The sequence below is a fragment of the Pseudomonas sp. MS01C9 genome (assembly GCF_058202755.1).
Genome location: NZ_CM177073.1, coordinates 3501559 through 3513554, shown reverse-complemented (window position 1 = coordinate 3513554; position 11996 = coordinate 3501559). Strand labels below are relative to the sequence as shown.

At 61.8% G+C, this 11996-nt stretch carries 13 protein-coding genes; 10 read left to right on the top strand and 3 right to left on the bottom strand.

Annotation, left to right across the window (positions count from 1 at the left end; all coding sequences use genetic code 11):
- The first annotated feature begins 109 nt into the window (after positions 1-109).
- From AC1M7R_RS15935 to AC1M7R_RS15920, 4 genes are all read left to right on the top strand, one after another.
- Positions 110-1012 (top strand): chemotaxis protein CheV, encoded by a 903-nt coding sequence (locus AC1M7R_RS15935; RefSeq protein ID WP_072388262.1) that lies wholly within the window; start codon positions 110-112, stop codon positions 1010-1012.
- A 148-nt stretch (positions 1013-1160) separates the two neighbouring features.
- Positions 1161-1496, top strand: coding sequence for a hypothetical protein (locus tag AC1M7R_RS15930; protein ID WP_072388264.1), 336 nt, complete (start codon positions 1161-1163; stop codon positions 1494-1496).
- Between the two features lie 77 nt (positions 1497-1573).
- On the top strand, positions 1574-2323 hold the full coding sequence (locus AC1M7R_RS15925; RefSeq protein WP_072388747.1) for a YkgJ family cysteine cluster protein: 750 nt from the start codon (positions 1574-1576) through the stop codon (positions 2321-2323).
- Positions 2324-2470: 147 nt separating this feature from the next.
- The gene (locus AC1M7R_RS15920; RefSeq protein ID WP_072388266.1) at positions 2471-3442 is read left to right on the top strand and encodes a 2-hydroxyacid dehydrogenase; all 972 of its coding nucleotides are present in this window, start codon (positions 2471-2473) and stop codon (positions 3440-3442) included.
- Positions 3443-3518: 76 nt separating this feature from the next.
- On the opposite strand, the gene AC1M7R_RS15915 is transcribed toward AC1M7R_RS15920, so the two are convergent.
- Positions 3519-4421, bottom strand: coding sequence for a DMT family transporter (locus tag AC1M7R_RS15915; protein ID WP_072388268.1), 903 nt, complete (start codon positions 4419-4421; stop codon positions 3519-3521).
- A gap of 135 nt (positions 4422-4556) precedes the next feature.
- On the opposite strand from AC1M7R_RS15915, the gene AC1M7R_RS15910 reads away from it, so the two are divergent.
- The 4 genes from AC1M7R_RS15910 to fecA all read left to right on the top strand — a co-directional run bounded on the left by AC1M7R_RS15910 (position 4557) and on the right by fecA (position 9492).
- Positions 4557-5444 (top strand): AraC family transcriptional regulator, encoded by an 888-nt coding sequence (locus AC1M7R_RS15910; RefSeq protein WP_072388270.1) that lies wholly within the window; start codon positions 4557-4559, stop codon positions 5442-5444.
- Positions 5445-5560: 116 nt separating this feature from the next.
- Positions 5561-6049 (top strand): sigma-70 family RNA polymerase sigma factor, encoded by a 489-nt coding sequence (locus tag AC1M7R_RS15905; RefSeq protein ID WP_490609742.1) that lies wholly within the window; start codon positions 5561-5563, stop codon positions 6047-6049.
- 4 nt (positions 6050-6053) lie between these two features.
- Complete coding sequence (locus AC1M7R_RS15900) at positions 6054-7001, top strand: FecR domain-containing protein (protein ID WP_072388274.1); 948 nt, start codon at positions 6054-6056, stop codon at positions 6999-7001.
- 151 nt (positions 7002-7152) lie between these two features.
- A complete protein-coding gene (gene fecA / locus AC1M7R_RS15895; protein WP_165887800.1) occupies positions 7153-9492 on the top strand; it encodes a TonB-dependent Fe(3+) dicitrate receptor FecA in 2340 nt (779 codons plus the stop codon).
- A 97-nt stretch (positions 9493-9589) separates the two neighbouring features.
- Here fecA and AC1M7R_RS15890 read toward each other — a convergent pair whose 3' ends face one another.
- Positions 9590-9997: an HPF/RaiA family ribosome-associated protein gene (locus AC1M7R_RS15890; RefSeq protein WP_072388278.1), complete on the bottom strand. Its 408-nt coding sequence runs from the start codon at positions 9995-9997 to the stop codon at positions 9590-9592.
- Positions 9998-10492: 495 nt separating this feature from the next.
- On the opposite strand from AC1M7R_RS15890, the gene AC1M7R_RS15885 reads away from it, so the two are divergent.
- Positions 10493-10810, top strand: a complete 318-nt coding sequence (locus AC1M7R_RS15885) for a DUF3509 domain-containing protein (protein ID WP_072388280.1) — start codon at positions 10493-10495, stop codon at positions 10808-10810.
- Between the two features lie 39 nt (positions 10811-10849).
- Here the strand turns inward: AC1M7R_RS15885 and AC1M7R_RS15880 are convergent, their stop codons facing one another.
- Complete coding sequence (locus tag AC1M7R_RS15880) at positions 10850-11350, bottom strand: phosphate-starvation-inducible protein PsiE (RefSeq protein ID WP_072388282.1); 501 nt, start codon at positions 11348-11350, stop codon at positions 10850-10852.
- A 301-nt stretch (positions 11351-11651) separates the two neighbouring features.
- Here AC1M7R_RS15880 and AC1M7R_RS15875 point away from each other — a divergent pair, with 301 nt between their 5' ends.
- The gene (locus AC1M7R_RS15875) at positions 11652-11912 is read left to right on the top strand and encodes a YebG family protein (protein ID WP_072388283.1); all 261 of its coding nucleotides are present in this window, start codon (positions 11652-11654) and stop codon (positions 11910-11912) included.
- Positions 11913-11996: the final 84 nt, after the last annotated feature.

Sequence of the window (11996 nt, the reverse complement as noted above, 5' to 3'; positions counted from 1 at the left end):
GACGACAGCTTTCGTCCTAAAGCCTGCCCCCAACAAGTCGATAACCCAATATCAAAAGCTGTTTTGGCGATCTTCATGCTCGCCCCACCTTTTTACACAGAAGGTTTTTATGTCTTCCAACAAAGCCCGCGCAGATTCACTTTCGCTTCTGCTGTTTACCTTGCGCAGCGGCAAGCTGATGGCAATCAACCTGCTCAAGGTCAGTGAAATCATCCCCTGCCCGCCACTGACCAAACTGCCGGAGTCGCACCCCCATGTAAAAGGCATCGCGACCCTGCGTGGCACATCGCTGTCGGTGATTGACCTGAGCCGCGCCATTGGCGAGCGCCCCCTGGAAGATCCCGATGGCGGCTGCCTGATCGTCACCGATGTCAGCCGGTCCAAGCAGGGCCTGCATGTGCAGGCAGTGAGCAAGATCGTGCATTGCCTGACCACCGATATCAAACCGCCGCCCTACGGCTCCGGCGGCGTGCGGGCGTTCATCACCGGCGTGACGTCGGTGGACGGCACACTGGTGCAAGTACTGGATATCGAAAAAGTCATCCATGGCATCGCCCCGGCGCAGATCGAGACGGCGCCCACCGAATTGAGCATGGAAGACGCCGAGGTATTGGGTAACGCGCGGATCCTGGTGGTGGATGACAGCCAGGTCGCCCTGCAACAATCGGTGCACACCCTGCGTAACCTGGGCCTGCAATGCCACACCGCCCGCAGCGCCAAGGAAGCCATCGAGTGCCTGTTGGAACTGCAGGGCACCGCACAGGAAATCAACCTGATCGTCTCGGACATCGAGATGTCGGAAATGGACGGCTACGCCCTCACCCGGACCTTGCGCGAAACCCCGGACTTCGCCCATCTCTACGTGCTGCTGCACACCTCCCTCGACAGCGCCATGAACAGCGAGAAAGCCCGGCTGGCCGGTGCCAACGGCGTGCTCACCAAGTTCTCTTCGCCGGAACTGACCAAGTGCCTGATCACGGCGGCCAAAGCCGTTGCCGAACAAGGACGCTGAGGACAAAGACGTCGTTACCCGCTGATGGGCACCGCCTGTGGCGTGCCCCCGGACGGCCCCCCAGTCACGCCTGGAATCACGTCGCCGTGTCACGCGCTCGCCGTTGTGGGCTTATAGTGCAGGCTCCCCTGGCGCTCTGGAGTCGAACATGAACAGTACCGCACGAACCGCTCTTTACCTGGTCGCCCTGACCTCCCTTGCCTTTCACGCCCACGCCTCGAGCCCCAGCGCCTGGGCAGCTCATGACAAAGAGGTGCTTGCCAGTTGCCTGAAAGCCAGCGGCCTGAAGGACGCGGCGCCCGTGGGCAGCGCCGCGCAATTCGATGACCGGGTGGGCTACACCGCGCTGTTGCTGCAAGGCCACTATCCGCAGAAACACATGAAAGGCGCGAACGGCACCGAACTGTGCCTCTACCACAAGCAAGCCAAGGTCGCCTACGTCACCGAATGGGATTCGATTCGTCCAGCCACGACCTCGCACTGAGTGGCGCATAATTTGCTATGCAGGGCTTGGCACGGCGTATTTCTGTCGCCGCTTTCAGCCTCGCATCCGGGCAATCGATGAACACGACATTTTCCTGCGTAGGGTGTGGCAAATGCTGCACCGATCACCACGTCCCCCTGACACTCGACGAGGCCCGAATGTGGGCTGATGACGGCGGCCAGGTGATCGTCCTGGTGGAAGCCTTCCTGCCCAATGGCCTGGGCCTGCCGGCGGGGCAACGCGAGCATGCCGAACGGCGTTCGGCGGTGGTTCGCACCGGCAGCACCGAAGCGTTCGTGGCGATCACCTTCGCCGCCTACAACGCTGGCCGTTGCAGGAACCTCGACGAAGAAAACCTGTGCCGCATCTATGAGCGCCGGCCATTGGTTTGCCGCATCTATCCCATGGAAATCAACCCGCACATTCCCCTCGACATCGCCGTCAAGGAATGCCCGCCGCAATCGTGGGAAACCGGACCGCAGTTGATCCTGGGAGGCGAACTGGTGGACCAGGAACTGGCACGGCTGATCGAGCGTTCGCGCCAGGCCGATCGCGACGAGATCCGGATCAAGGAGCGGGTCTGCGCTCGCCTGGGCATCCATGTCACCGCGCTCAAGGGCGACGGGTTCACCGCCTACCTGCCGGACATGGCGGCGTTCGCCTCGGCGATCGACCAGGTGCGCTCCCAGCCCCTGGAGCAACAGGCCAACGAGTGGCAGCTTCACCTGTCCGGTGCCGATGTGGCCGACCAGGTCCAGGCCAGCGGTGCATGCGTCGCCACGGAAACGCCGGCCAACTACGCCTTTATTTCGCTGCGGGCGGCATAGCGGCAGATCGTGACGAACCCTCCCGTGGGAGCGGCCTGGTCCGCTCTCACACGGTGTCTTCATGGCTTGCGATCACTTCCCCTCTCGCCTAACCCTCGGCAAGAATGTTAGCGTGCTTGGTATTCTCTGCCAGACGAGCCTTGCACGATGAAAAAAACCGTACTTGCCTTCAGCCGTATCACGCCCCAGATGGTCGAGCGCCTGCGACAGGATTTCGACGTGATCGTGCCCAACCCGTCGAACGGCGACATCAATGCCCAGTTCAACGAAGCCCTGCCCCAGGCGCACGGACTGATCGGCGTGGGACGCAAGCTTGGCCGCGAACAACTGCAAGACGCCGCGAACCTGCAAGTGGTGTCCAGTGTGTCGGTGGGCTACGACAACTACGACCTGGCCTACTTCAATGAGCGCGGGATCATGCTTACCAACACGCCCGACGTGCTCACCGAAAGCACCGCCGACCTGGCGTTCGCCCTGCTGATGAGCAGCGCCCGGCGCGTCGCCGAACTGGACGCCTGGACCAAGGCCGGTCAATGGCAGGCCACCGTCGGCCCGCAACTGTTCGGCAGCGATGTGCACGGCAAGACGCTGGGCATCGTCGGCATGGGCAACATCGGCGCGGCCATCGCCCGGCGTGGCCGCCTGGGCTTCAACATGCCGATCCTCTACAGCGGCAACAGCCGCAAGACCGAACTGGAAAACCAGTTGGGCGCGCAATTTCGCGAACTTGATCAGTTGCTGGCCGAAGCGGACTTCGTCTGCCTCGTGGTGCCCTTGAGCGAGAAGACCCGTCATCTGATCGGCCAGCGCGAACTGTCGCTGATGAAGCCGAGCGCCATCCTCGTCAACATCTCCCGCGGCCCCGTGGTGGATGAACCGGCGCTGATCGAAGCCTTGCAGAACAACCGCATCCGCGGCGCCGGGCTGGATGTCTACGAAAAAGAGCCCCTGGCCGAGTCGCCGCTGTTCCAGCTGAAAAACGCCGTGACCTTGCCCCACATCGGTTCCGCCACCCATGAAACCCGTGAAGCCATGGCCAACCTTGCGGTGGAGAACCTGCGAAGCGCCTTGATGGGCGAGCGGCCCAAGAACCTGGTCAACCCGCAAGTCTGGAAATAAGACTCGCCGGGTATCACGAGCCCTGTGGCGAGGGAGTTTGCGCCCTCGCCACGGGATATTCGCCAGCCACTGCGCCTCAGCGCGCACCCAGCGCGACTTTCGCGGCCACCGGCCGCGGTTTGCGGAACACCAGCACGTTCCCCAGCATCACCAGCACCAGCCCGACCAACGCCGGTGCCGTCCATTGGTAGCCCTCGGCGAACGCCGAGACATTCAGCGCCACCACCGGAAACAGGACCGTGCAATACGCTGCCCGCTCCGGCCCCATGCGCCCCACCAGCGTCAGGTATGCGGTGAAGCCGATCACCGATCCCGGGATCACCAGGTACATCAACGAGCCGATATAACGAGTATTCCATTCCACCTCGAAGGGGATGTCGTTGAACAGGCACCACACAGCCAGCATCGCCGCGCCATAGGCCATCCCCCAGGCATTGGTCGTCAGCGGCTTGAGCCCGGCTTTCTGTTGCAGGCTCGACAGCATGTTGCCGGCCGAGAAACACAAGGTCCCCAGCAGCGCCAGCGCCAACCCGAGCAACGTCTGTGGGCTGGCCTGGTGGCCGGCCAGTTCCGGCCAGAACAGCAGCCCCAACCCCGCCAGCCCGAGGGCACCGCCCAACAGCACGTTACGCGCGATACGCTGGCCGAAGAACACGCGTGCGTTCAAGGCATTCCACAGCGTGGCGGTGGAGAACACCACGGCCACCAGGCCGCTGGGAATCCACTGGGTGGCGGTGAGGAAGCACATGAAGTTGATGCAGAACAGACACAGGCCCTGGGCCAGGCAAATCAGATGGCCACGGCGATTCATGACCTGCAGGCGCCGGCTGAGCAAGAGCATTGCGAACAGGATCAAGGCCGCGAGGCCGAAGCGATAGACAATCGACACCGCAATGGCGACGACGCCCAGTTGCAGTTTCAACGCGATCCAGGTGGTGCCCCAGATCAGTACGGTGAGCAAGTACAGCGAGAGGTTCATGACGGCGGCTCCTGACATTGGCCACCAGTGTCACGCCATGGGCCGACGGCCAGTTGCGTAAACTTGCGGTTTTGTCGGTGGGCGGGCTGGCAGGGAGCGGCCTACGGAGTAGGATGCAGGCTGGAGAGAACGAACATGTCCACACTGCAAACCCTGCAAGTCTTTCAAGCCCTCAACAGCTCGCCCAACGCTCGCCTGGAATACAGCGCCGAGCTGGGGGATGGCATGGCGGCCGCCTTGTGGAGCAATCATCACGACGCGCGGGACTACGAGGCACCGACCCACCACACACTGTCGTGCTACATCGCCGGCGGTACCGGTACCTTTCGCCGCGAACGCCCCGACACCACCGGGGCTCCCGACAAGCTCTGCGTCCTGCCGGCCGGCCATGAATCGGCCTGGGTCATCAACGGCGACATCCGCCTCGCCCACCTGTATTTCAGCCCCGAGCAATTCGCCCTCGGTTGTGTCACGTTGCTGGACCGCGAACCCCGGCAACTCCAACTGCACGAAGCGACCTTTCTCGACGACCCGCAACAAGCCCAGCGTTTTCGCCAGTTGATCGGCCTGGACTGGAACGAACCTGCCGAACGCCTGCTTTGCACCAGCCTGGCCCATGACCTGCTCGGTCATTTGCTGCTGAGCCAAGTCAGCCCGCGCCAGGGGCTACGCCTCAAGGGCGGGCTGGCCGCTCACCAGCGACGCTTGCTGGTGGACTACATCGACAGCCACCTGGCCGATGGCATCAGCCTCGGGCAACTGGCGGCATTGTGTACGCTGTCCGAATACCACTTTGCCCGGATGTTTCGCGAGAGCTTCGGGCTGCCCCCCCATCAATACGTGCTTGCGCGGCGTCTTGCCCGGGCGCGTCACCTGCTACGCACCACCTCACACCCCTTGGGCGATGTCGCCCTGGCCTGTGGGTTCGCCAGCGCCAGTCATTTCACCCACCGTTTCCGCCAGGCCCTGGCCGCCACGCCTGGAGAGTATCGACAGGCCTTCCTGCGCCAAACGCCCACGTGACCCGGTTCAACGAAAGAACCCGATACTCATCCCGATTGCCGTAGCCCCCGTCGCGCCACTACAATGCGAACAATTCTTGTTCTCTAACGTAGTCGATCGCTGTCGGAGTGTCCCCGTTGCCGCCCGCCCCCACCGTCGAAGTGCTTTATACCGCCCATCACAACTGGCTCAACGGCTGGCTGCGACGCAGGCTCGGCTGCCCCGACAGCGCCGCCGACCTGGCACAGGATACGTTCATTCGGGTACTGACCGCTCGCGATCCACAGCCGATCCTCGAACCGCGGGCCTTTCTCACCACCATCGCCAAACGCGTGCTGTTCAACCATTACCGCCGCCAGGACCTGGAGCGCGCCTACCTCGAGGCCGTGGCTCAATTGCCCGAGCAGGTGGTGCCGTCGGAGGAGGATCGGGCGATCATTCTGCAAACCCTGCTGGAACTCGATCAGTTGCTCGACGGCCTGCCGCGTGCGGTCAAGCGTGCCTTTTTGCTGGCCCAGGTCGATGGACTGACCTACAACGAAATCGCCCGCGAACTGGGCATCTCCCTGGCAACGGTCAAACGCCATTTGAACAAGGCAGCGATGCGCTGCTATTTCGCGCTGTGACCCCATGAACACGCCCCCCAACGTGAGCACACGCGTCGCCGAGCAGGCGGTCCACTGGTTACTGGAAATGCAGCAGGGGCCACTCACCCCACGTCAGCAACAGGCCTGGGAACAATGGCTCGACGCCCACAGCGAACATCGCCGCGCCTGGGAGCACATACAACGCGTCAACCAACGACTGCGCAGCGTGTCGTCCCCCTTGGCCCACGCCGCCCTCAATGCCCCCAAGCGCAGCACCCGGCGCCAGGCGCTCAAGCTGCTATCGATACTGGGCGCCGGTTCGGCCCTGGCCTGGGGCCTGCGCGAACGCCAGGTGCTGCCCCCGCTGCTGGCAGACTATCGCAGCCCGGTGGGCGAGCGTCGTCGCCTGACCCTGGATGACGGCAGCCAGTTGCAGCTCAACACTGGCAGCGCCGTGGACGTTCGCTTCGACGCCCAACGCCGCGTGATCCGCCTTCTGGAAGGGGAACTGCAGTTGGCCAGCGCCCGGGACCCTCGTCCGCTGCACATCGTGACCGCCCATGGCCTGCTGGACAGTCATGGCGCGCGGTTCAACGTCCGTGAGTTTGCCGACCACACCCAGGTGGCGGTGTTCGAAGGGCAAATGCAAGTCCATGACCGGCATGGCGCCTCACTCTTGTTGACGGCCTCGCGGCAAGTGGGCCTGGGCGTCAACGGCCCCGGCCCGGTCACGGCACTGGACGCCAACAGTGGTGCCTGGACCGAGGGCATGCTGGTGGCGTCCCACATGCGCCTGGCGGATTTCCTCGACGAACTCAGCCGCTACCGGCGCGGCCAGTTGCACTGTGACGAAGCGGTCGCCAACCTGCTGATTTCCGGAAGCTACCCACTGGACAACAGCGAACGCATCCTCGATCTGCTGGAAGTCAGCCTGCCGGTGACCGTGCGACGGTTTACCCGCTACTGGGTCAGCGTCGAAGCTCGCAGCTGAAACATGAGCATGACGAGAGCCGGGCATCGCCCATCGAACAAACCCGATTGCGCCCTGTTTAAAAAAATAATGTTCCGGTGAGCCGTTTTCGACACCTCGGGTGACAGAGAAGTAAAGCCACTTTGACGCAACCTTCTCAGGACCCTCCTTCATGCAGCCATTGCCTACCCGTCTCACCCCGATCACTCGCATCCTGCGCCGACTGCTGCTGGGAGCAAGCCTGGGCCTCGTTGCGTTACCGCCGGCGCAGGCAGCCGAACCCAAGGCCTACCACATCGCGCCGTCCTCGCTGGAAGAGGTCCTCAATCAGTTCGGTCGGGAAGCGGGGGTCTTGATTTCCTTCGGCTCGCAAGTGACCAGCGGGTTGAAGAGCCGCGGCCTGGAAGGCAGCTACAACCCCGAACAGGCCCTGGATGCGTTGCTTGAAGGTACGGGCCTGCAAGCCCGTCCCGAAGGCGACAACGCCTTCAGCCTGCAACCGGTCAGCGACGCCGCGCTGGACCTGGGGACCACCACCGTGGTGGGCGACTGGCTCGGCGATGCCGCGCAGGCCAACGTGTTCGAGCATCCCGGCGCCCGTGACGTCATCCGTCGCGAAACCTTCGAGCGGCAGGGCGCGACCCAGGCCCGCGATGTGCTCAACCGTATTCCCGGGGTCAACGCCCCCGAGAACAACGGCACTGGCAGTCACGATATGGCGCTGAACTTCGGCATCCGGGGCCTCAATCCACGCCTGGCCTCACGTTCCACGGTGCTGATGGACGGTATCCCGGTGCCCTTCGCCCCGTACGGCCAGCCGCAACTGTCGTTCGCCCCGGTCAGCATGGGAAACATGGACGCCGTGGATGTGGTGCGCGGTGGCGGTGCGGTGCGCTATGGCCCACAGAACGTCGGCGGCGTGGTCAACTTCGTGACTCGGGCCATTCCCGATGCACCGACGGTCAAGGGTGGCTTGCAGACCGAGACGAGCCCGTCCTCCAGCCACGACGGCTTCAAGACATCTTCCAACCTGTTGGCCGGCGGCACCGCCGCCAATGGCCTGGGCGGTGCGCTGCTGTATTCCGGAACCCGTGGTGGCGACTGGCGCGAACACAGCGACACGCAGATCGACGACCTGATCCTCAAAGGCAACTACCAGCTGGACGAAGCCAACAGTTTCAACGCCATGGCCCAGTACTACGAGGGTGAAGCCAATATGCCCGGCGGTCTGAATGTCGCCGACTACGATGCCGATCCGTACCAGTCCACTCGGCCGAACGACCGGTTCTGGGGCCGCCGAACATTGGTCAACTTCGGCTATCGCTACCAGCAAGACCGCCGGGAATTCACCGCCAGCACATTCTTCACCAAGACCTTGCGCAGCGGTTACCTGGATCAAGGCTCGTTCCTCTCCCTGTCGCCTCGCGAATATTGGGTGCGCGGCCTGGAAACCCGCTTCGCCCAGGGCTTCGACCTCGGCCCGACCCGCCACGAAGTCGGGGTCGGCTACCGTTACATCAATGAAGCCGGCCACGAGTTGCGCTATCGCACCCCTATCGCCAGCAACGAGTTGCCGACGACCGACAGCCGAAACGACCGAGACACCCGTGGCGGCACGCAAGCCAACGCGTTTTTCATCGATGACCGGATCGACATCGGCAAGTGGACCATCACGCCGGGTATTCGCTACGAGATGATCGAATCGCAGCAAACCAACAACCTGACGAACGTGAAGTACAAAGGCGACTACAACACCGCCCTCCCGGCGCTGAACGTGCTCTATCACCTGACCGACGATTGGAACCTGTACGCCAACACCGAAGGCTCCTTCGGCAGCGTGCAGTACAGCCAGATGCCCAACCGCGTCAGCAGCGGCGAAGTGAAGCCGGAGAAAGCCCGCACCTGGGAGATCGGCACACGCTATGACAATGGCAATCTGAAGGCAGAGATCGGCGCATTCCTGATCAACTTCGATAACCAGTATGAAAGCAACCAGACCAACGACTCGGTGATCGCCCGCGGCGAAACCCGTCACCAGGGCGTGGAAACCAGCATCAACTATGCCCTCGATGGCCTGAGCCCGGTGCTGGCCGGTTTCGATGTCTACGCCACCTACGCCTTCGTCGACGCCACGATCCGCGAAGACGGGCCGAACAAGGGCAACCGCGTGCCGTTTTCCTCGAAACACAAGGGCACCCTGGGGATCGGTTACACCGAAGGCCCATGGAAGCTCAACCTGGACAGTACCTACCAGAGTGCGCAGTTCGCCGACAACGCCAACACCCGCGCCGAAAGCGCTGATGGCAGCACCGGCAATATTCCCGGCTACATGCTCTTGAGCAGCCGTGCCGCCTACGACTTCGGCCCGCAGTTGTCGGACCTGAATGTCGCCGTGGGGGTGAAGAATATTTTCAATACCCAGTACTTCACCCGCTCCTTCGACGACAACAACCGGGGCAAGTACGTAGGGGAACCGCGCACGTTGTATGTGCAGACCTCCGTGGCATTCTGATCGGCACGCAACCCGCGTCCTGTCCATGACACCACAGAAAACGAAACGGGCCTGCAATTGCAGGCCCGTTTAGCAGGTCAGTGGGTTTGAATCAGGCTCAGCCGTTCAGGGCAGCCCGCTCGTTTTCCAGGAATTCTTCCTCCAGCATCGCGTCGGCCAGTGCCACGGACTCGGTCTTGACTGCCGCGGCGCGCTTGCCGCGCAGCTTGCCGAACAGATGTTCCAGGGCATTTTCAAGCTTGGTGGCCGCGCCTTCGATCGCCGCATCCAGCGAACCGGCCTTGTGCGTCACGGAGATCGGCTGATGGCCCTTTGGCCGAGCTTCGATCTGGCAGCGCATGTCATGGGGACCAGGCTTGTCGCCGTTCTCATCCCCCAGGTGGACCTCGACCCGAGTCAGGTCTTCTTCGTAACGTTCGAGCGTGCTTTCAATGGTTGTACGTACCCACTCCTCCAGTCGGATGCTGCTTTGAATATGGTTATCGCTGTTGACTTGGATTTGCATAGTTCATCCCTTATTTCGGCTAGCTCGCCAGGGGCCTGTCGACGTTGGCGTAACGGCCCCTTGAATACAGAGTCGGGCTGTGGGAGGAACAATTCAACCCCTGGAGAAAGATAAATATTCATTTGCAAATAAAGGCGGACAACACGCAAAAGCGCTGTTAAGGTCGGGAATTGCCCTGCCTCGCCTCCTCTGGCAAACCCTCTCCTTCCTGCACCTTCAACGACCATTGCGCCCCGAAACGGGCAGCCGTTGCAGCGCCGTTCCAGAGCGCTGTGGATCGATACGCCTGGAACCATTGTCCGAAGGTTTTTCCGGCATGTCCCTTGCTACCTCTCAACCAGGCACCGCAGGGGAATGACTGTCAAATGGCCACCTGCCGACGCCTTGCAACAGAGGATGAAATACGAACATGGAATGGCCGATGGTCCGGTATTGCGAACTAATCCTGATCACGGCCGGTCAACAACTGCACGTTCAATCAGGCGGTGACGCATCATGGACAACCCTTTTCAGATCATTACCGACGCTTTTGCGCCGCACTATCAAATCAATCTGAGCATCCAGGGACTGGACGGCAGCATCATGCTGACCTTATCCAAGGCCGGTCGGATCGTCGCCAAGCGCATGATCAGCGCCCAGCAACGCAACGATCCGGAACGCCTGAAACGCCTGGTGCAAAGCATCCAGTTCGGCATCGCCATCGAGCAGGGCCACAGTGCCGTGGCGATCCTCGAAGCCATGACCGGCGGTGACAACGTCAAGCTGCCACCGCGGCAGGCACAAAGCCTGGGCGCCCCTGCCGCCAGCCTCTGAGACGGCGCGAGGGGCCCGCGGCGACTTCTCGTTGAGCCCCTAGATCTCGCCTTTCTCCACTTCGGCATGCTCGCTGGAACCCGCACCGACCTTACGGTGCGGGTGTTCGATCTTCACCGAAGGAAATTGCGAGGAAGCGTAGCGCACCACCAGGATAGAGAACGCCAGCAGCAGGATGCCGCCACACAGGTAGATGATCCCGAGGTCCGGCGGGCTGTGATGGGAAACGTTGGAAATCAGCAGGCGGGTCAGCGCGGTAATGGCCACGTAGATCAGAAACCGTACCGGCATGTGGTTGGTCTTGAAATAGATCCCCACCATCGCCCCCAATTCCAGGTAGATGAACAGCAGCAGGATGTCATCGATCTTGATGTGCCCCTCTTCGATCATCTGCAAAAATTCCATCACCGCCGCCCAAGCGGTCACCGCTCCGATGGCGAACAACGCCAGGTAATGAAACGTCTCGACGAACAGGTTGCCCAGGGATTCGGCCAGTTGATGCACGTTCTGCCGCAGGTTCTCGGCCCAGTTGATTTTCACGGTGTGGTTTCCTTAGGTCGTTTCGACCGGATGATGCGGATTGGACGTGACGGTTGTTCTGCATGCAGAAAAAAGGCCAGCGACTGTGGGTGAGATGGCAATGGGCCGTGCTTCGACACTTTTGCGCGGCTGGCGAAGACGGGATCTCTGCCACCAGGCTCAGCCCGCCAGGACAAATACCGAAACCGGTCTACATTAAAAAGCCACTATCCAAGGGAAAGGGTTTTCGCTTATCCTCTTGGCTGTATATAAATACAGTAGTCAGAAAGACTAACCAATGTGAAGGCATGTGAGGTGGTGAATGGCCGTCGAAGTGGTATACCGCAGCAGCCGAGATCTGGAGCGCTTGTTCATGGATAAAGCCGAAGCTGACCGTCATGACAAAATGCTGGAGCTCGCCGAATTGCTGGCCGAAGTGTTGCAAAAAGCCGTTCCATCGCTGAGCGAGCAACAGGTAGAGGAAGCCGGCATCTACATGGCGAAGAATCGCGAAGTATTTGCAAGGGCATTCAAGAGCCAGCCGGACGCGCTGTCCGAACTGCTCAATCCTTCCGCCGAATGAACAAAAAAGATCGCAGCCTTCCGGCCGCACCGCATGGCATTGAATGCATGCAGGTGCGGCCGGAAGGCTGCGATCTTTTTTATC

What these genes read in the sequence shown, in the direction of transcription:
- AC1M7R_RS15935 (WP_072388262.1), top strand. Translation starts at nt 110, where the DNA reads ATGTCTTCCAACAAAGCCCGCGCAGATTCACTTTCGCTTCTGCTGTTT.
- AC1M7R_RS15930 (WP_072388264.1), top strand. Translation starts at nt 1,161, where the DNA reads ATGAACAGTACCGCACGAACCGCTCTTTACCTGGTCGCCCTGACCTCC.
- AC1M7R_RS15925 (WP_072388747.1), top strand. Translation starts at nt 1,574, where the DNA reads ATGAACACGACATTTTCCTGCGTAGGGTGTGGCAAATGCTGCACCGAT.
- AC1M7R_RS15920 (WP_072388266.1), top strand. Translation starts at nt 2,471, where the DNA reads ATGAAAAAAACCGTACTTGCCTTCAGCCGTATCACGCCCCAGATGGTC.
- AC1M7R_RS15915 (WP_072388268.1), bottom strand. Translation starts at nt 4,421, where the DNA reads ATGAACCTCTCGCTGTACTTGCTCACCGTACTGATCTGGGGCACCACC.
- AC1M7R_RS15910 (WP_072388270.1), top strand. Translation starts at nt 4,557, where the DNA reads ATGTCCACACTGCAAACCCTGCAAGTCTTTCAAGCCCTCAACAGCTCG.
- AC1M7R_RS15900 (WP_072388274.1), top strand. Translation starts at nt 6,054, where the DNA reads ATGAACACGCCCCCCAACGTGAGCACACGCGTCGCCGAGCAGGCGGTC.
- fecA (WP_165887800.1), top strand. Translation starts at nt 7,153, where the DNA reads ATGCAGCCATTGCCTACCCGTCTCACCCCGATCACTCGCATCCTGCGC.
- AC1M7R_RS15890 (WP_072388278.1), bottom strand. Translation starts at nt 9,997, where the DNA reads ATGCAAATCCAAGTCAACAGCGATAACCATATTCAAAGCAGCATCCGA.
- AC1M7R_RS15885 (WP_072388280.1), top strand. Translation starts at nt 10,493, where the DNA reads ATGGACAACCCTTTTCAGATCATTACCGACGCTTTTGCGCCGCACTAT.
- AC1M7R_RS15875 (WP_072388283.1), top strand. Translation starts at nt 11,652, where the DNA reads ATGGCCGTCGAAGTGGTATACCGCAGCAGCCGAGATCTGGAGCGCTTG.